14 protein-coding genes and 1 pseudogene are annotated in these 19,594 nt (G+C 57.3%); 8 read left to right on the top strand and 7 right to left on the bottom strand.

What is annotated here, in order from left to right:
* Positions 1-142 precede the first annotated feature (142 nt).
* From NHH73_16515 to NHH73_16495, 5 genes are all read left to right on the top strand, one after another.
* The gene (locus NHH73_16515; protein USX24231.1) at positions 143-460 is read left to right on the top strand and encodes a metalloregulator ArsR/SmtB family transcription factor; all 318 of its coding nucleotides are present in this window, start codon (positions 143-145) and stop codon (positions 458-460) included.
* Between the two features lie 65 nt (positions 461-525).
* On the top strand, positions 526-1,005 hold the full coding sequence (locus NHH73_16510; protein USX24230.1) for an arsenate reductase ArsC: 480 nt from the start codon (positions 526-528) through the stop codon (positions 1,003-1,005).
* A 25-nt stretch (positions 1,006-1,030) separates the two neighbouring features.
* Positions 1,031-2,311, top strand: coding sequence for an arsenic transporter (locus tag NHH73_16505; protein USX24229.1), 1,281 nt, complete (start codon positions 1,031-1,033; stop codon positions 2,309-2,311).
* 82 nt (positions 2,312-2,393) lie between these two features.
* Positions 2,394-3,053: an arsenical resistance protein ArsH gene (gene arsH / locus NHH73_16500; GenBank protein USX29638.1), complete on the top strand. Its 660-nt coding sequence runs from the start codon at positions 2,394-2,396 to the stop codon at positions 3,051-3,053.
* A gap of 154 nt (positions 3,054-3,207) precedes the next feature.
* Entirely contained in the window at positions 3,208-5,421 is a 2,214-nt protein-coding gene (locus NHH73_16495) for an OsmC domain/YcaO domain-containing protein (GenBank protein USX24228.1), read from the top strand.
* A gap of 600 nt (positions 5,422-6,021) precedes the next feature.
* On the opposite strand, the gene NHH73_16490 is transcribed toward NHH73_16495, so the two are convergent.
* Both NHH73_16490 and NHH73_16485 read right to left on the bottom strand, forming a co-directional pair.
* Positions 6,022-6,324 (bottom strand): hypothetical protein, encoded by a 303-nt coding sequence (locus tag NHH73_16490; protein USX24227.1) that lies wholly within the window; start codon positions 6,322-6,324, stop codon positions 6,022-6,024.
* Positions 6,321-6,701: a hypothetical protein gene (locus tag NHH73_16485; protein USX24226.1), complete on the bottom strand. Its 381-nt coding sequence runs from the start codon at positions 6,699-6,701 to the stop codon at positions 6,321-6,323. Before NHH73_16485 ends, NHH73_16490 begins: the two co-directional genes overlap by 4 nt.
* 311 nt (positions 6,702-7,012) lie before the next feature.
* Here NHH73_16485 and NHH73_16480 point away from each other — a divergent pair.
* Positions 7,013-7,204 (top strand): annotated as a pseudogene (locus NHH73_16480) (hypothetical protein).
* A 356-nt stretch (positions 7,205-7,560) separates the two neighbouring features.
* On the opposite strand, the gene NHH73_16475 reads toward NHH73_16480, so the two are convergent.
* The 5 genes from NHH73_16475 to NHH73_16455 all read right to left on the bottom strand — a co-directional run bounded on the left by NHH73_16475 (position 7,561) and on the right by NHH73_16455 (position 14,795).
* Positions 7,561-9,822 carry a hypothetical protein gene (locus tag NHH73_16475; protein USX24225.1) on the bottom strand — a complete coding sequence of 754 codons (2,262 nt, stop codon included), beginning with the start codon at positions 9,820-9,822 and terminating at the stop codon, positions 7,561-7,563.
* A 307-nt stretch (positions 9,823-10,129) separates the two neighbouring features.
* Positions 10,130-10,462: a hypothetical protein gene (locus NHH73_16470; protein ID USX24224.1), complete on the bottom strand. Its 333-nt coding sequence runs from the start codon at positions 10,460-10,462 to the stop codon at positions 10,130-10,132.
* Between the two features lie 508 nt (positions 10,463-10,970).
* Entirely contained in the window at positions 10,971-11,447 is a 477-nt protein-coding gene (locus NHH73_16465; protein USX24223.1) for a helix-turn-helix domain-containing protein, read from the bottom strand.
* Positions 11,448-11,796: 349 nt separating this feature from the next.
* Complete coding sequence (locus NHH73_16460) at positions 11,797-13,239, bottom strand: DUF1593 domain-containing protein (GenBank protein ID USX24222.1); 1,443 nt, start codon at positions 13,237-13,239, stop codon at positions 11,797-11,799.
* Positions 13,240-13,286: 47 nt separating this feature from the next.
* Positions 13,287-14,795: a tryptophan 7-halogenase gene (locus NHH73_16455; protein USX24221.1), complete on the bottom strand. Its 1,509-nt coding sequence runs from the start codon at positions 14,793-14,795 to the stop codon at positions 13,287-13,289.
* Between the two features lie 259 nt (positions 14,796-15,054).
* On the opposite strand from NHH73_16455, the gene NHH73_16450 reads away from it, so the two are divergent.
* Together NHH73_16450 and NHH73_16445 are read left to right on the top strand one after the other, a co-directional pair.
* Positions 15,055-16,326 (top strand): hypothetical protein, encoded by a 1,272-nt coding sequence (locus tag NHH73_16450; protein ID USX24220.1) that lies wholly within the window; start codon positions 15,055-15,057, stop codon positions 16,324-16,326.
* A 50-nt stretch (positions 16,327-16,376) separates the two neighbouring features.
* On the top strand, positions 16,377-19,535 hold the full coding sequence (locus NHH73_16445) for a TonB-dependent receptor (GenBank protein USX24219.1): 3,159 nt from the start codon (positions 16,377-16,379) through the stop codon (positions 19,533-19,535).
* Positions 19,536-19,594 lie beyond the last annotated feature (59 nt).

The following is a 19,594-nucleotide window of genomic DNA, read 5'->3' as shown; positions in this document are numbered from 1 at the left end:
GCCGCATACCAAGTTGCAAGCCAGTTCGCCGCTCACAATCTGATCGGCTTAGGGACTTTCCAACGACACTTCGATAATATTTGAAGTATCGTAGACTATCAGGTATGATTTCAATCATTGTCGAATTATGGAAGTGCCCTTTATGGAAACCAAGGAAGTATTAGCGGCGCTGGCGGCGATCGCACAGGAGAGCAGGCTGGCGATTTTCAGGCTGCTGGTGCAGATCGGTCCTGGCGGCATGGCGGCCACCAAGATCGCCGAGCACTTGGACATTGCTCCTTCATCGCTGTCGTTTCACCTGAAGGAGCTGACCCACGCTAAGCTGATCACATCTCGCAGCGAGGGGCGATTCGTTATCTACTCGGCTGACGTCGCCGTCATGAACGGCCTGATCGGCTACCTGACTGAGAACTGCTGCGGTGGCATTCCTTGCGGCCCGGCAGGATGCGTCACCGACTGAACATACTTTAACGGGAGTCCAGGCCATCGGTTCCACCTCTGTTTAACACCAACAACTGACCCACGATGAACATCCTTTTCCTTTGCACCGGCAATTCCTGCCGTTCCGTGATCTCCGAAGCCACTTTCAATCATCTGGCGCCCGCCGAACTGAAGGCGATCAGCGCCGGCAGCCAACCGGCCGGCAAACTGCATCCGCGCGCGGTATCGCTACTGGCCAGCAAGGGCATCTCGACCGAGGGCTATTTCAGCAAGTCCTGGAACGATCTGCCGGTGACACCCGACATCGTCGTCACCGTTTGCGGCAGCGCCGCCGGAGAAACCTGCCCGGCCTACCTGGGACCGGTGACGCGCACGCATTGGGGTGTCGACGACCCCGGCCACGTGGTGGGCACGGAAGAGGAGATCGACATTGCGTTCGAGCACACTTACGGCATCATCCGCGCCCGCATCGAAGCCTTCCTCGCGTTGCCGCTGGCGGAGCTTATGATAGACAAGACCGCACTGAAGGCCGAGCTCGAAAAAATCGGTCACATCACCGGCTAATCCAAATCCGTTCCAAGGACTCGCCGTGTGTGCTGCGTTTTTGATTTTCCTTTTTACATTGATCCTCGTTATCTGGCAGCCGCGCGGGCTGGGCATCGGCTGGAGCGCGGCCGCCGGGGCTGGCGTGGCGCTGCTGGCGGGTGTGATTCATGTCGCCGATATTCCGGTGGTGTGGCACATTGTTTGGAACGCGACCGGCACTTTTGTGGCCGTGATTATCATTAGCTTGTTGCTGGATAAGGCCGGCTTCTTCGAGTGGGCCGCGCTGCACGTGGCGCGCTGGGGCGGCGGCAGCGGCACGCGCTTGTTCGTGCTGCTGGTCCTGCTGGGCGCCGCCGTCGCCGCGCTGTTCGCCAACGACGGCGCGGCGCTGATCCTGACGCCGATCGTCATCGCCATGTTGCGCGCGCTGCGTTTCTCCGCCAAGGCCACACTGGCCTTCGTGATGGCGGCCGGCTTCATCGCCGACACGGCCAGCCTGCCGCTGGTGGTGTCCAACCTGGTCAATATCGTGTCGGCCGATTACTTTGATATCGGTTTCGCCCGCTACGCCGCCGTCATGGTGCCGGTCAACCTGGTCTCCGTGGCCGCCACGCTGGCCGCGCTCATGTGGTTCTTCCGCAAGGACATTCCGGCCAACTACGAGCTGGCCCACTTGAAGGCGCCGCATGAGGCGATCCATGACCGCGCCACCTTCATCACCGGCTGGTGGGTGCTCGCGCTGCTGTTGGCCGGCTTCTTCTGGCTGGACCAATTGGGCGTGCCGATCAGCGCTGTCGCTGCGGCCGGCGCGGCCTTGCTGCTGGTGGTCGCGGCGCGGGGCCACAAGATTTCGACGCGCGACGTAGTCCGCAACGCGCCCTGGCAGATCGTGGTCTTCTCGCTTGGCATGTATCTGGTGGTTTATGGCTTGCGCAACGCCGGCCTGACCGATTATCTGACCGGCGTGCTGAATCAATGCGCCAGCTACGGTGTGTGGGGCGCGGCGCTGGGGACCGGCCTGATCACGGCGTTGCTTTCCTCGATCATGAACAATATGCCGACCGTGCTGATCGGAGCGCTGTCGATCGACGCGACCACTGCACAAGGCGCGGCGCGCGAGGCGATGATCTATGCCAATGTCATCGGTAGCGACCTTGGCCCGAAAATCACGCCGATCGGCAGCCTTGCCACCTTGTTGTGGCTGCACGTGCTGTCGAGCAAGGACATCGAGATATCGTGGGGCTACTATTTCCGCGTCGGCATCGTGTTGACCTTGCCGGTGCTGTCGATCACCCTGGCCGCGCTGGCCTTGAGACTCGCTTGAGAAACCTGAACAACCCGGATCAAACATGGAAAAGATCACCAACCTGCCCAACATCAATCCAGACCAGCTCGACTTGCCAACGATGGACAAGCTGGCCCAAGCCGGCGAGCTGAGCCACCCGCCACGCATCCTGATGTTGTACGGTTCGCTGCGGGAACGCTCGTTCAGCCGCTTCCTGACCGAGGAGGCCGCACGCATCCTGGAACACTTCGGCGCCGAAGTGAAGATCTTCGATCCAATGGCGTTGCCGATGGCGGGCAGCGTGGCGGAAGACCATCCGAAAGTGGTCGAGCTGCGCGAACTGTGTCTGTGGTCCGAGGGCCAGGTGTGGTGCAGCCCGGAACGCCATGGCGCCGTCACCGCCGTGATGAAGAACCAGATCGACTGGATTCCGCTGGAGATGGGCGCGGTCCGCCCGAGCCAGGGACGCACCCTGGCCGTGATGCAAGTATGCGGCGGATCGCAATCGTTTAACGTGGTCAATACGCTGCGCCTGCTCGGGCGCTGGATGCGTATGTTCACCATTCCCAACCAGTCGTCGGTGCCGATGGCGTACAAGGAGTTCGACGACGCGGGGCGCATGCGGCCTTCCGCCTACTACGACCGGGTGGTGGATGTGATGGAAGAACTGATCAAAATGACGTTGTTGCTGCGCGGCCGGTCGGATTACCTGACGGACCGCTACAGCGAGCGCAACGAGCGGCAAATGAAGTTGATCGACGCGGCTGTCAGAAAAATATAAGCGCGCAGTAATGTCAGCGCCCGCGCGGCAACGGAGTGAACCGCCCCCGGGTCAGGACTCTGCCGGCCGCAGCCGCCAACCGTCCTTTGCCTGACGGCCAAAACAACGGATAATGGCGGCCAACTCATTTTTGCGCACCAGATTGGAAATCCCCATGGAAATCAAGGTCAATTTTCTCGATAAGCTACGTCTTGAAGCTAAGTTCGACGATTTCACGGTCATCGCCGACCAGCCCATCCGCTACAAGGGCGACGGTTCGGCGCCTGGTCCGTTCGACTATTTCCTTGCCTCGTCGGCGTTGTGCGCCGCTTACTTCGTCAAATTATATTGCGTAACGCGCAATATTCCGACCGAAAACATCCGTCTGTCGCAGAACAATATTGTCGATCCAGAAAACCGCTACCAGCAGATTTTCAAAATTCAGGTCGAACTGCCGGCGGATATCTCGGAAAAGGACCGCCAAGGTATCCTGCGTTCCATCGACCGGTGCACGGTGAAAAAGGTGGTGCAGGCAGGCCCCGAGTTCGTGATCGAAGAGGTCGAAAACCTGGATGCCGACGCCCAGGCGTTACTGACAATGAAACCGGCAGGGGAGGCCAACACCTATATCGCCGGCAAAGACCTGCCGCTGGAGCAAACCATCGCCAACATGTCCGGCGTTCTCGCGGGCCTGGGCATCAAAATCGAAATCGCGTCGTGGCGCAATATCGTTCCCAACGTCTGGTCGCTGCATATCCGCGATGCGCATTCGCCGATGTGCTTCACCAACGGCAAGGGATCGACCAAGGAAAGCGCGTTGGCGTCGGCGTTGGGCGAGTATATCGAGCGTCTGAACTGCAATCACTTCTACGCCGGCGCGTATTGGGGCGAAGACATCGCCAACGCCGCCTTCGTCCACTACCCGAACGAACGCTGGTTCAAACCCGGCCGCAAGGATGCGCTGCCGACCGAGATCCTGGATGAGTACTGCCTGGAAATCTACAATGCCGATCGCGAATTACGCGCCTCGCATCTGTACGACACCAACTCCGGCAACAAGGAACGCGGCATCTGTTCGCTGCCGTTTGTGCGGCAGACGGACGGCGCGGTCGTGTATTTCCCGTCGAATCTGGTCGAAAACCTGTATGTCAGCAACGGCATGAGCGCCGGTAATACGTTGGCCGAGGCGCAGGTGCAATGCCTGTCGGAGATCTTCGAGAGGGCGGTTAAACGCGAAATCCTGGAAGGCGAGATCGCCTTGCCGGATGTGCCGCAGGAAGTGCTGGCGAAATACCCGGGCATCGTGGCCGGTATTCAAGGGCTGGAAGAGCAGGGCTTCCCGGTGCTGGTCAAGGATGCGTCGCTGGGAGGAATTTACCCGGTGATGTGCGTGACCCTGATGAATCCACGCACGGGCGGCGTATTCGCCTCGTTCGGCGCGCACCCGAGCCTGGAAGTGGCGCTGGAGCGCAGCCTGACCGAACTGCTGCAAGGCCGCAGCTTTGAAGGCTTGAACGATTTGCCACGGCCGACGTTTGTCAGTAACGCCGTGACCGAGCCGAATAACTTCGTCGAACACTTTATCGATTCGAGCGGCATCGTTTCGTGGCGCTTCTTCAGCGCCAAATCCGATTACGATTTCGTCGAATGGGATTTCTCCGGCCAGGGGGAAAACTCCAACGTCCAGGAAGCCGAGACCTTGTTCGGCATTTTGGAAGAGATGGGCAAAGAGGTCTACATGGCCGTCTACGACCAATTAGGCTCGACCGCGTGCCGGATTCTGGTGCCGGGTTATTCGGAAGTGTATCCGGTTGAGGATCTGATTTGGGATAACACCAACAAATCGCTGTTGTTCCGTTCGGATGTGTTGAACTTGCATAGCCTGGACGATGCCGCGCTCGAGGCGCTGCTCGAACGTCTGGACGATAACGAACTGGACGAATACGGCGACATCGCCACCTTGATCGGCGTCGAATTCGACGAAAACACGCCTTGGGGCCAGCTGACGACGCTGGAGTTGAAGCTGTTGATCAACCTGGCCTTGCAGCAGTTTGAGGAGGCAAAAGAGCTGGTGGAAGCCTTCTTGCAATACAACGACAACTCGCTCGAACGTGGCCTGTTCTATCAAGCCTTGAATGTGGCGCTGGAGGTGGAGCTGGACGACGACCTGGAGTTGGACGATTACGTGGTCAATTTCCGCCGCATGTTCGGCGACGAAAGGATGGACGCGGTGCTGGGATCGATGGACGGCAGCGTGCGGTTCTACGGCTTGACCCCGACCAGCATGAAGCTGGAGGGCCTCGACCGGCACGCGCGTCTGATCGACAGCTACAAGAAATTGCATGCGGCGCGGGCGAAGGCGGCGGTTACCGGCAAGACCGATGCCTGATTTCGCTACTTTTTGGCAGCCCGAAGCGGCTATTGAGGAGGATGGGATCGTGGAATGTCTTTAACTCCAATTTCGCATAATTTATATTATGTCAAATTGATTGCGTAACTTTGGCCGCTGCCCAAGGACAAAATTGACAGGGTTCAAACGGATGGCGATGCCTACTGCACTTCGACCGACAACAAGCTAACAGGTCTAAAATTTCACGCTTTGATACGCCTACCATGAGTAGGCGTTTTTTTTGAGCGGCCACTAACCGATACTGCTTTCTGGCCCTCGCTCCCCCACCTGGCAGCGCGCAAATTACTAAGATGCCAGTAGCTATGTCTAATGGACCGATAAATCAGTTCAAGCTCCCCCGCAGTCACGGGTACAAACGGAAATAGTTCTAGTTGCATACCAACAATATAGCCGCTAGAACAACGCCAGGCAAACTTCCACGTCACGACGCCCATCGCATTGTTACACCAACTATCAGCCCCTAGATCGTGTGTCCCCCAACTGCCCAAACGCCGCGTTATCAGAATTTAGCGTGTTCGTAGAGTTGGCTAGCTCCTAGTTTGACTATACAAGGGTCTCGAAGACCCTGTACAGCTCACGTCAGGGTGACGCATTTTCTTTAGGAGGTAACTTTTGATGATTGATAATCGACCACGACCGAGGGCTTAGACGCCCTTCCGAATCGTCACCAATATGTGCAACTAGGTAGATGCCTTTATCTTCTCCAAAGTGATCGTCGATCTTCATACAGATGTCTACTGCACTTGCCTCAGAAACTAAGAAGATCAACGAAGGTAGCTCCTTGCGCCAGGTAATGATTAGCTCGCACGAATCCACGAATCCGGAGACCTCTTCATGCGTTCCTAAGCTACTTTGGTAAGAGAGAAAGTAGGTCTTTTTCACTCCTCGCCCTCCTGATGCTCAAGTTGTTTCATTTTTGGGTTCGTAATCGCCTCAATCGTTCGGGCCATTGTTGGAAATCTATCACCTTTTTCCCGAACCAACTCCAAACTTCTCTTTCTAATTTGGTAATCTTCAGACTGTAGTTTATCTCTATCAAAAATAGTCAAAAATAAATTGCTTAGACAGGCCCCAACGACAGGAAGGGCTATGACTACCTGAAAAACGAGCGGCACCTCCCTTTCGATCATGCCGGATATACACAACCCGGGCATTGTAACGATGGCGCAAAGCCAAAGTGAAGGATTGAGCGCGCTCTTAACTCGGAGTCGCCCCCCTGTCTCCATTGCCTTTCTTGCTATTGTTTCGGTGATTGGCATATACGATTGGTTGTAGTTGTTGCAGATTATTAAGAAAATCGTGCGTTCGTCCCCGGCAACATGATACACCGGAACCTTCCCGTTCTTCTTCCAGTAAGCAACATTTCCTAATCCGGCTTGGGGACAATTGCAAGCGAAAAATAAGCCAATCAGTAGCTTTCACCTAACGCCCCGTCCAGCCTAGGTGGAGCTCATGCTGCAACAATCCGGCATCGGCGAACTGCACCTACTAAAGCCGTTGCTGGCCAACCTCGCGAAGAAGCAACGCATCGCGCTGGTGCAACCGCCCTACATCCCGCACGCGCATCATCAGACAGATTCGCGGATTCGCCGAATACGGTTTCCCCGAATCGCACGCGGCGAGCTTCGCCCTGCTCGCCTACGCGTCGAGCTGGATGAAATGCCATGAACCGGCCGCTTTCCTGGCCGCATTGCTCAACAGCCAGCCGATGGGGTTTTACAGCCCATCGCAACTGGTTCAAGACGCCGTACGTCACGGCGTAGCTATGAACAGACGGCGCAGGGCCGACGCTTACCTTACGTCCGATGTGGGGGGCTGGTGTCGGCGACGAAAACTCGTCCACCGATTCGGCCGTGCAGGAAGGCAAAAAACCTGACTTAGACACAACTCGCGGAATTGTCGTCGGTTGATAATATGACGATTTCCAGGTTGGAGAATGGCGTCAGGCAGCCAACCGTCGACCATCTCCTTAAACTAGCCACAGCCCTTGGTGTCAGCGCTTCCAGTCTGATAGGAGAAAATCAATCCCGGGTTTAGAACGCGGTGATCGCGCTGTCTGATGTAATGGAACAGTTGACGCCTGAACAGCGCCAGCTCATTTTTGCATACATCAGTTTATTACTCCCGCTCGAATAAATCATCTATCTCAGAAATCGAATAATCGACGGACGGCACACTACGGCCACCATCATCGTTGTCGTAATCCATTTGGTTTTCAAAGTATTCATTCATTTTTTCTTCCAACTCAAAATCTTCCAAAGTGTCGTCGATCTCGAGATCCCTTGTCGGGATTCCCAGATCATCGAGCTTTGATTCAACAAGCCGTAAAAGATTTTCCCTTGCCTCATCGTAATCCCCGTACTCGCATTTCGAAAATGCATCAGCAGGGTCAATGAATTCTGACAAATTTCCAGATATGTTACTTATTAACGTTGTCGTGAAATCAATTTCCAGCTCGGAATGTCCGGCTGCATTTTTTGGAATTGACTCTAAAAATTTCCAAAAATTTGTAATCTCTTCATCGTCATTTACATTTTCAAGTGTTTGTCGCCCAAATAAAATTCCTTCCTCCGCTGAAATAACAGAGTGACTTAAAGCCCATTTCGCAACAAGAAACGATTGTGCGTAAGTTGTTGTTAAGCTGAACTTCAGAATGTAACGAGCAATGGTCTTTAGATGGTCGAAATCAGAGTGATTGTAGAGTTCGTTAGAAATATAAAGAGTAAAAAGCTCAGCGGCGTAAACGCTAGTCATTCTCTCGAAATCATTTTCCACCATCCGCCTTATCAAAGCCCTGATGGTAGATATAAATACAACATTAGAAATTATATTTGTTCGCATTAAGCTGGTTAGAGTGAGCAGCGAACTCATCGTTCGCAAACTTACGAACGCGTTTGTTAAGGTCACTGTATCTTGCGAATACCTAGATAAAACAAAATCACCTATGGACGGATTAAACAGATCAATGGAATTTGGATCGCCCACACTAATATAACGATTAAAAAATGAGCCCGTTAAGGTTCGGATGTTCGTCTGAAAGTCTGATCTTCCCTTTAATGATTGACTGGATGGCAGCGAAAGGAATTCATTGTAAGCAGAAGAAAGTTCTGTTTCAATTATTTTACGCCCATGCAAAACAACTAGGACAATTAAGAGACGACCAAAATCATCCTGTTGTGCAACAAAAGGATTTTCCCAAACTTGGGCTGGGTTATTAAGTGAGCGCTCTACAAACGGCCAATAGGTTGCAGCCGCATCACCTTCCAAACGGGTCGAATCAGTAACGTAGCTAATTAGCCGAGGATTGAAATTTCTATGAGATATAATTCTACGATATCTACGATCTTTATAGAGTTCGTTGATATGGTCAGCATTTAACTGTGAGTGCCAAATATGATTATAAAGTATCTTTGCTCGATCCAACTCCGTAAGTGAATCAATCTTGATTTCGTACTCTTTTTTTTCAATATTGCTATGTTGAAGCTGATCTATCAGCATCTTACCCTGATTAATAATGGTACTTCGAGAGGTCAACACAAAGCGCTTTTTGGGATTTTTCCCAACTCGCCTTATAAACTGAGTTATCTCACTTCCCTCGTGACCCGACAACGCTTCCAAGTAATTTCGCCCGAGAAAATCGTCAAAATAGAATATTTGCTTCGTGTCTTGAGTAAATACGGCCTCGGCCTCAGATATTTCTTTGCCGATTTTTAAATAACTATAGTCTTCCGCAACGTAGTGAATACATAAATGTTCGGCCAAAGTCGACTTCCCTATACCAGGTTCCCCGGTAATGATCACAACACCCGTCTCATTTAACATTGTCAACGCTTTTTCATGATTGGAGGTTATTACATACCTACAAGACGCGTCACGGATTTCCTCGAGGGAATATGAGCTACGGCCCAGGATGGCATTGTGAAATATATGTGCCAGAACGCTCGCACTGTGAAGCCAAAGCTTGTAGTGGTTTTGCTCGACCTCAGGACTCACTCTCAAAATATCGTTCAAATCTTCTTTGCCGTATATATCAGATTGCGATACAAGATGTGAACCAAGTACTACGGCGATCTCCTTTTTATCTTTTCTAGATAAAGGAAGGGAAACAGCAAGAATGTATCTCCCCGCATTCAATTTCTTAATTTTTGGTAGCTCAGTTTTCTTCAGACTGCTTAGTAGCTGCTTAAAGGGAGTCGATGCCCAGTGCTTACACTGAAGAATAACCTCCTTGCCATCCGCAGAGAAAAAACGCCCATCCACACCAGCATCCTTGCCGGGTTTAAATCGCTCGAATTTTTTGTTAAAAGCAATACTCAAAAGTTCTGCAGAAAGCACTTCGAATTCTTTGTCGTTAAGCGCTTTAAAATCATAATCCGACAAGTTCTTCTCCCATTATATTGATTGAACAAAGACCATAGATGAAATTCTAGTTAGGATATCACTTAATTGTCATACATTTTTTTATTTGCGTCCTTTGGAAAAAAGCAGACAATCCAAGCGAAATACTTGCGGGATCTATCTTCCACCATCACAAGAGTGCTGGTCTCCCAATCTAAGTGAAAATTATCGTTATCCCGATACGGTTAACTTCCTTTAACCTTGTCAAGAATCGCGAGCAACATACTAGGTACAATGCCGGCAGCCTCTAAAGTGGCAGTACGATAAGCCAACTGATTTTTGGATAAGTTTATTCCTGCCGCTGCCTCCAATTACAAGCGATATCCCATTCTGGCCAAGTGGACAACAGGAATGATTCAAGATGATCATCGAAGATCGCTACGCAGTCAGAAACAACTACTTTCGGGAAGTCTTCCTCAGTGTGACCAAAGTACCTCAACGTTGTGCGATTTGCCTTGATGTGACTAGCCCGTTCCTTCTCGATATTCTCTGCGGATTTGCCTTGCGCTTTTGCAAGAGCCTCAAAGCCACTATCACCATCAAAAAGAGTGTAAACGGGAATACCAATTGCAGTGAGGATCGCATGCACAAATGGAATCGATGACTTGCCACCCACTGGCATTAAAGCACCCAAAGCAACAATTTTCTAGCGCTCTGCGAACGCGAAGACAACGCAAGACAACGATTCGAAACAGGCAAAGGATCACAACTACGTAGACTGCGCTTAGCAAACCTATGGCTCGCGCTGTATAAAAGACAAAACGAGATAGTACTAAGCGAAGTGACGGTGTACTCCGAATGAGATTCAAAACGGACACTGCACCGGTTCAGGACGACCGGGCGCGGTGCCTAGATAGACGACGCCAAGCGCGTCGTTACACCACGTTATCAGACATTCCATGGTGTGCCCCTCTACCGCCCTAAAGGCTGCGTGGACCACATCCAGCATGTTCTTACAGTTTGGCAGACGCCAATACTCCACCTCAGGCACCACAATCCCCTTGGACCTAAAGTAGCGTTTCTGGTCAAGCAAGGATCGTCGCGGCCGTGCCTGGCGATCTCGCCGATAACCGTCAGCGCGTGCGCGAACAGCGTCTCCCAGCTGCGGGGAATTCCGGGCTCGCCGGCCATCACCAAACCGTTCTGCATACTTTCCATTGCTTCGCCCACATACTGAGGTGTTTCATGATTTTTTTGGCTGGCACATCAGGCGTCGCCGCCTCGCCCACGGCTTTCACCACGACGGGAAGCGGCGTTTCATCGAGCAGAGCCATCAAATGGGGCTGGAACTGTTCAGGCGCCTCGCCGGAACGCAGCATCATCGACAGCATGTCCGGCGTCATCACCTCCCGGTAACTGGTACTGATGCTACGCGCAGCGACCGCCAGCGCGCTTTTCAGGCCAGACGGTTGCACGGTCTCCATGTCGAGACCCAGAACATCCATCACGGCCTTTAGCTTGGTGTAACCAAGGTCCTTAAGCGTTCCATTCTCCAACTGGTTGATCGTCACCCGGGACAGACCGGCGAACTTGGCCACGTGCTCCTGCAGCAGGCCCGCCTGAATACGCTTGCTATGGATTTCGCCGCCGATCTGTGCCAGGTTCATTTGATCTATCCATTCATGTTAAGTATATTTAACATTATAGTCCCCAATGACCCAATTCCCAGCCTATTTTATGTCCGCAGCCGTTAACTGTCGCTCAGTGGCCGGTCGGAGCAGCGCTACTGCTCCGCGCGGCCAAACTGCGAAGTGCCTTTTTCGCTAAGTTTTACCGAACCCAGATAGAGCGCCAAGGAGATTATCGACATGCCAAGTAGGACGAATAGAAAAATCCCAATTAGATTCCAATTGGAAATTTTCTGTTCCTCCTGATGGAGTGAGTGGAACGAAATTCTTGACGTTCTGCGACCCGGCGCCGCACAGGGGGATGGCGTAGGCGCAAGTTGCAGGCCTCTCAGGGCGTAGCCGGCACTATAGTGACGATCACCCGCCGATAACGCGTCAGCGCCGGACTACCCCTATCGCTCACCTTCACGATAAAGTGCGCGGTCTCCGCCTTGCTGACCACCGGCGCCTGCCCCGAAACGGTATGATAATTCTCCGCGTACCCCAGCTTGATCTCCTGTTTGTAGCTGCCGGCTTCGGGATACTGAAACCACAGGTAGGTCAAGCTGTCTCCATCCGGGTCCGAGCTGCCGGCGGCGCTCATCGTGAAGTTTTCGCCGGATTTGACGGTCAGGCGGTCGCCCTGGTTGAGCTTGACGACCGGCGGATGATTCGCCTCTTTGTACGGCTTGGTGGTCCAATCCATGCGCGCCGCGAAATCGTTCTGGAAGTCTTTGCGCCAGCGCCAGATGGTGGTCCGGTATCCGGTGGAGACCTTGTCGTGCGGCTTGACGTTGCGGCCATAATCCTGATGCACCCACGGCCTGTAACTATCCACCGCATTGGTCCAGATGGCGCGCGGCTCCTGCAAAACAGGCACGTTGCCGGTAAAGCCCTTCGGATCGGTGGTCTCCAGCGCCGGCGTGTACAACTCGTAGCGCCCTCCCCAGCCGCCCCAGTCCGGATGCTCCGGTGCGTTCAGGCCGTTCGGTATCAAGGACATGAACGATGGCGTGTCGCCCTCCACGCCAAACGAGACGTCCGGATACACCGCGCCCAGCGGTCCATGCCCCTGTTGGATATGCTCGGCGATCCAGTGGTTGCTGATCTCCGTGCTGTCGAAACCCGGCTCGGTCGAGTGCATGCCCGTCCAGGTGCCATTGCCATAGCCGCCGGGGCTGACGATGTAAAACAGCTCGGGAAACCTGGTGCGCATCCAGATACCAGAATCGTCCTGATCGGAAATCGTGTAGACGCGCAGCTTGTTCACCAGGCGGGCGGCCTGCTCGGGCGTCCGGTCGTGGCCGATCCGATACAACGCTTGGGCAAGCGTGTTGGCGCCGCCCCAGACCGCCACCCATAACGGCCGCGCATCGTTTTTCTCCAGCGCCTTGATGATGGCGTCCGATCCCGGCGAGTCCTTGCCATCGCCCACACCTTGCATGCCGTAGAGCTGCGAGCCGGCGCGCACCAGCGCTTTCAGCGCTGCCGCTTTCGGGAAACCCGGTTCGTGCTTCAACAGATTGGGCTGTACCCGGCCGTAGGCGTCGATAATTGCCTGCATGGATGCCGGTGCGATACGCGACTTTTGATGGGTCGAGGTGGTGGCCACGAGGCCCTCGATATCGATCTGGTTCGCGTACAGAAGCAAGCGCACCAGTGATTGGCTGTCGTCGGGATCGGCCTCGATATCGCTGAGCACTATCAGGCGTTGTTTTGGTTCGGCCAGGCCGATGGCAGGCGCGCAGGTCAAAAACGCCGCCAGCGTGGCAGTGATTGGCAGTAGTCGCATCATGTCTTTCATAAATTAGAGGATTGGCTCGTGGGCAAGAGTTTAGTTCAGCGGCCAAGCATGCCGCGCAAATAGGCGTCGTGGTGCGGCATGGCCGCCACTGCTGTGGCGATGCATTCGCGGCGCCACAGCAATCCCTGCAGCGCCACCGCGCGCTCGACATCGCCCAGCGAAGGATCGGCGCGCTCGGGCCAATGCCCCATGCCGGCATGGATGGCCAGCCAGCTGGTCGCGTCGAAGCCCTCCAGGTCGTACTGGTGCAGCGCGCCGGCCTGGCGCCATGCGTGCAGCTTGAACGCCAGCGTCTCGGGCAGCTCCATGGTAGTCATCGCCCGCCACAGCGCGCTGTCGCGGCGCGCGCTCAGGCAGTAATGCAGGATGATGAAATCGCGCACGCGCGCGAACTGGCGTGCGACTTCACCGTTGTAGTCGGCCATTACCCGCTCGGTGAGCGGCGCGCCCGACAACAGCAAATCGATCAGCCGCCCCATGGCGCGCTGGACCAGGAAGATGCTGGTCGATTCGAGCGGCTCGAGGAAGCCTCCGGCCAGGCCCAGCGCGACCACATTGTGCACCCAGGCGCGCGCGCGGTGGCCGGTCTGGAAGCGCAGCAGGCGCGGTTCGGCTAGCGCCGGGCCGTCCAGTCGCCCCAGCAACTGTTCGCGCGCGCGCTCCTCGTCGATGTAGCGGCTGGCGAACACGTGGCCGTTGCCGGTGCGGCTTTGCAGCGGAATCCGCCACGCCCAGCCCGCCTCCAGCGCTGTGGCGCGCGTGTACGGCGTCAGTTCGGTAACGATCCGTTCGGTCGGACAGGCCCAGGCCCGGTCCACCGGCAGCCAGTGGCTGAAGTCGACGAACGGCTCGGCCAGGGTACGCCCCAGCAGCAGCGACGCGAAGCCGGAGCAGTCGATGTACAGGTCGCCGGCCACCACGCGCCCGTCGGCCAGGGTGAGCCGGTCGACGCCGCCGTCGGCGCGCCGCGCCACGTCGACGATGCGTCCTTCGGTGCGGCGTACGCCGCGCCGCTCCGCCAGCTTGCGCAGGAAGGCGGCGTACAACGCGGCGTCGAAGTGGTAGGCGTAATCGTAGCGGTCGGCTTCACCCGGCAGCGCGAAGCGCCCCTGCTCGGCCATCACGCTCGACAGGCATTGCTCGCCCAGCGACCCCAGGCCGGCCTCGCCCAGCCGGCGGTACTGGCCCCACACCGCGTGCGATCCGCTCAGTTCGCCGAAATCGCCGAAGGTGTGGAAATAGCGTTCGCCTTCCGCGCGCCAGCCGCAAAACTGGATGCCCAGCTTGTAAGTGCCGTTGGTGGCGCGCAGAAACTCGGCCTCGTCGATGCCGAGCAGCCGGTGGAAATTGCGGATCGAAGGAAAGGTCGCCTCCCCCACGCCGACGATGCCGATCTCCTCCGACTCGACCAGCTCGACGACGGTCCCGCCTTCGAGCGCGGTGGCCAGCGCGGTGGCCGTCATCCACCCGGCCGCGCCGCCGCCCACCACCACGATGCGGTTGAAGGGAGGCTTCAAGGCGTGGCCGACGTGGTTGGTTTGCATGGCTTGCGGTCCTGTTTAGACGTACTGGGAAGGCATGCTGCGCGTCCGCAAGCGCGCTGTCAATGACCGGGGCGCATTACCGAATTTCATCTGTTGTATTGAGTTTTTTTGTAATTGCGGCAACGATTTTCACTCCACATAATATCCAGTCAGGCAGCGCGGCGTCGGCAAATTTTTACTCGGCGGCGGCGTCGCCGATGACGAGCGGCTCGTAGTAAACGCAACAGAGAGGAACGATAAAATCATGAGGGGACAACAAATGAAATTCCAGTTCACGGCCATCGGGCTGGCCTGCGCCACGCTGCTGGCGGCCTGCGGAGGCGGTGGCGGCGGAGGTGGCGGCGGCGAAGGCGGGATGGCGCAATCGGTTTCCTTCCCGTTCCCGGGCGGGGAAGTGATCGGTGTGCCGCCGACCGTCGCGACCATCACCCTGAAGGCGACGGCCAGTTCCGGCGGCCCGGTCACCTACGTGTCGAACACGCCGGGCACCTGTTCCATCAGCGGCGCCACGGTGTCGCTGCTCAAGGCGGGCGAGTGTTCGTTGAACGCCAACCAAGCCGGTGGCGATGGCTACGCCCCGGCCACGGCGCGCCAGCTGTTCGTCATTCCCAAGCGGCCGGCGTCGGTCTCCTTCCGTAACCCGGGCGGGCTGCCGCTGGACACGGTGCCCGTGCCGCTGGTGGCAAGTTCCAATGCTGCCCTCCCGGTCGTTTTTACCACCAGCACGCCGGAGGTGTGCTCGGTCAGCGGCAACACGATGCAAAAGCTTGCCAACGGGTTGTGCGTCGTCACCGCCACGGCGGACGGCGCCGATATCTACGAGACGGCGAAAGTGGTCAAGACCATACCGGTCGGAAGCGCGCTGGCGCCCGAGATCAAGTTCTTGAGCGGCTACAAGAACACGACCACCACCAACGAGGATGGCAAAGTCGATCCGCACGGCGGCAGCAGCACCAGGGATTGGTGGTGTAACGGCTGGTGCGATGCCAGCGTGTCGGCGGACGGCGCCAGCATCAGCGATACCTACACGTGGAAGCAGGAGCCCTACACCGACGGACGCTGGTGGAAGGTGTTCGCGGAACTGGACGTCTTTGCGCCCAAGGTCACGCAGATCTCGACCACGGGGGACACGCCGGACGGCGTGCGCATCGATGCGCAAGCGGCGGTCAAGTTTAACCTCTCGCAGAACCAGGAATGGTTCGATACGGGCGACAACGTGGTCGAAGTCGATTTGATCCTCGGCCACTACAACCGTAAGAAGGACAACGGCAACTGCAACGTGCGGGTACGCGCGAGTTTCAAGCCGAACTCCCCGGCGCCGGCCAGCTACAGCCTCAACCTCAAGGACTTCACCGTCTCGGAGTCGTGCGAATTGACCGATCTGAACCCCTGGTTCGAGATGCAGGATTATCCGGTCGTCGCGATACGGTTCGCCTCCGCGAACGGCAACGCCAAAGTGCCGAGCAGGACTTTGCCGGCGCCGAATTACCCGACCACGATCACGCTGACCGGACCGATCACGATCCAGTGATGGCGCGCGGCCAGACAAAACAACTACAAGATTTCAACAGGACGGAGACAATGAAGACAATCGGAACCAAGATCAAGCGGGAACCCTTGCGGATGACCGCGCTGGCGCTCGCGGCGGCGCAGGTCGCGGCGCTCTACAGCGGCGCGGCGCAGGCGCAGACGGCGCCCGCCGCACCGCCGGCCAAGGACGAGGAAGTCGTCAGCGTGGTCGTGAGCGGCCAGCGCGCGGCGATGCAGTCGGCCACCAAGCTCAAACAGAATGCCGAGGAGATCGTCGACGGCGTCGTCGCCGAAGAGGCCGGCAAGCTGCCCGACAAGTCGATCACCGAGGTGCTGCAGCGCATCGTCGGCGTGACGATGGACCGCAACCGCTCGCGCGGCGACCCGGAGCATTTCTCGGTCGAGGGCTCTGGCATCTCGGTGCGCGGCCTGACCTGGGGTTCGTCCACCCTGAACGGCCGCGAATCGTTCTCGGCCGGCTATCCGGGGCGCGAGTTGAGCTGGGGCGACATTCCGGCCGAACTGATGTCGGCCGTGGTGGTGCACAAGAACCCGCCGGCGGACTTGATCGAAGGCGGCGTCAGCGGCCAGGTCGACTTGCGCACCGCGCTGCCGTTCGACTACAAGGGCGATAAATTCGCCGCCTCGACCTACGTCAACTACAACGAGCTTGGCGCGAAGACCTCGCCCGCCCTGTCCGGCCTGGTGTCGAAACGCTGGGAAAACGATTTCGGCCAATGGGGCGCGCTGCTCAACCTGTCGGGCAACCGGACCAATTCCCACAACGACACGGTGCAAGTCGACGCCTACTTCCCCCGCACCGACTTCGCCCCCGGACAAACCATGTGGGTGCCCAAATCGGCCTCGTGGCGCACCAATACCAGCAAGAACGACCGCGTCGGCGCATATGGCGCGCTGCAGTGGAAAAAGGGCGGCCTTCAGTCCGCCCTCACCTACTTCCACTCCGCCTACAACGAAACCGGCACCGAGAACGCGCTGTACACGGGTGTCGAGGACCCGTACAAGACCAAGCTGATCGATCCGGTGTTCGATAGCCGGGGCGTGCTGCAATCGGCCAGGTACACCTATCCGACCGGCGGCCGGGGCTCGAACAATTTCGTCGAGGGCGGGCTGGGTTTCAACTCCAATCAGACTTACAGCGACCGGCGCTCGCAGACGCGGGAAGTCGCCTGGAACGCCAAGTGGAATATCGACGAGCGCTGGTCGTTGCAGAACGACCTGCAATGGGTTCACTCGACCAACAAGAGTTGGAACGGCAACATCACCTTGGCCACCTTCGTGCCGAGCATGAATATCGACCTGACCGGCAATCCCGGCCAGATCACCTTCGACGACAAGGCCAAGGCCTTCCTGAAGGATCCGGGCAACTACTACCTGGAGAACTTCATGCCGGGCAAGAACAAGGCCGAGGCCGACCTGTATGCGTGGAAAACCGACGTGCGCTTCAAGTTCGACCATCCGATCCTGCGCGACCTGCGCTTCGGCGTGCGCGCCACCCGGCGCAAGGCGGAGCGCGTCGAGGCAAGCGGATCGACCTGGTACAGCGCCTCGCTGCCATGGGAAGTCAAGCCGACGTCCACGCCGGGGCAGCCTGCCATGGCGACGGACCCGGGCGGCGGCAGTCGCGCCAATTTCAGTTACCTGAGCGACCCGCGCTACGCGGCCCTGACGCCAACCACCACCTACGACTTTAAGAACTTCTTCAACGGCAAGATCCCGACGCCGGGCGCGCTGGTGGTGCCGACGCTGGCCTCGGTCAAGGACTATCCCAACGCCTACGCGGGTGTGAACGACCTGAAGAAGATGCAATGCCAGGACGCCAACGTGGCGTTCGGCACCAACCGCGACTGCTCGGCCATGGACGACCCCTGGAAACCGCTGGTCTACGACGGCGCGCCGTCCAAAACCAGCCGCCAGGCGGAGCGGACCGAAGCCGGCTACCTGTCGACGCGCTTCGGCTTCGACGATCTGCGCTTCCCGGTTGAGGGCAGCGCCGGCGTGCGCGTGGTCCATACCAAGACGGTGGCCCACGGCTACACCGTGTTCCTGCCGGTCTACAGCACCAACGCGCCGCCGTCGGTGCCGAAGTTCGGACCGATCAACCAGCCGATCAACGACGGCAAAAGCGCCGTCGACGTGCTGCCGAGCGTGAACCTGAAGGTGGAATTCACCCCGCAGGTGCAAGCGCGCTTCGCCTTCGGCAAGTCGATGTATCGGCCGAGTTTTGCCGACCTGAACGAGTACATCGAGCTGAAGCAGAATGTGATCTATGCGCCCGACGGCGGCCCGCTGCAGAACGTCAATTACCGGGGCGAGAACAAGGGCAACGTCCATTTGAAGCCCACCAAGGCCAACAGTTTCGACCTGGCGCTTGAGTGGTATCCTGGCAACGGCAGTTCGCTGACGGCCACCGCCTTCTACAAAAAGGTGACCGACATCATCATGCGCTCGGCCTATACCCGCGATTACAACGATCTGGCCGGCAATGCGCAAACCTTCACGATCACCGCGCCGGACAATGCGTCCGACGGTTCGGTGACCGGTTTGGAACTCGCCGGCCAAACCTACTTCAACAACGTGCCGGGGTTGTCGCGCGTGCTGCCGGATTGGGCCAAGGGCTTTGGCGTCTCGGCGAACTACACGTATATCAAGAGCAAGCAGACGCTGCACCATCCGTTCGATCTGAAGTACTGCCCGGCCGCCGGTTCGTTTAACAACAGTTCCCTGAACGTGCTGGGCTGCGACACCAACGGCCTGCCGTTCACCGACATGCCATTGCAGTACCTGTCGAAAAACGCCTACAACTTCATGCTGATGTACGACCAGGGGCCGATGTCGATGCGCCTGGCCTACAGCTGGCGCAGCCGTTTCCTGCAGGGCGTCTCCGTCAACGGCACGCAGGGCGACACCGGCACCAGCGCAGATCCGACCCGCGCCACGGTGGTCGACGGCAAGACGGTCTATCCGCGCGACGTCGGCTGGGGCTTGCCGACCTGGCAGGAAGCGGCCGGACAGCTGGACTTCGGCTTCGACTACCGCTTCAACGACCACATCCAGGCCAGTTTTTCGGCAAGCAACCTGTTGGACGACGTTGTCAGGCAGACCCAACAGCAAACCATCGGCAACATGAACCGCGCCTGGTTCGAGCCAGGCCGCAGTTATCGCCTGTCGTTGCGCTACACGTACTAGGACGTGGCGAGGCGGCCCCCCCCCTTTTTTCTCGCGGGGGGCCGCTTCGCTACCGGCCA

The sequence above is a fragment of the Oxalobacteraceae bacterium OTU3CINTB1 genome (genome assembly GCA_024123955.1).
Classification (GTDB): domain Bacteria; phylum Pseudomonadota; class Gammaproteobacteria; order Burkholderiales; family Burkholderiaceae_D; genus Rugamonas.
The sequence above is the reverse complement of the archived record's forward strand: the minus strand, read 5'-3'. Positions and strand labels throughout refer to the sequence as shown.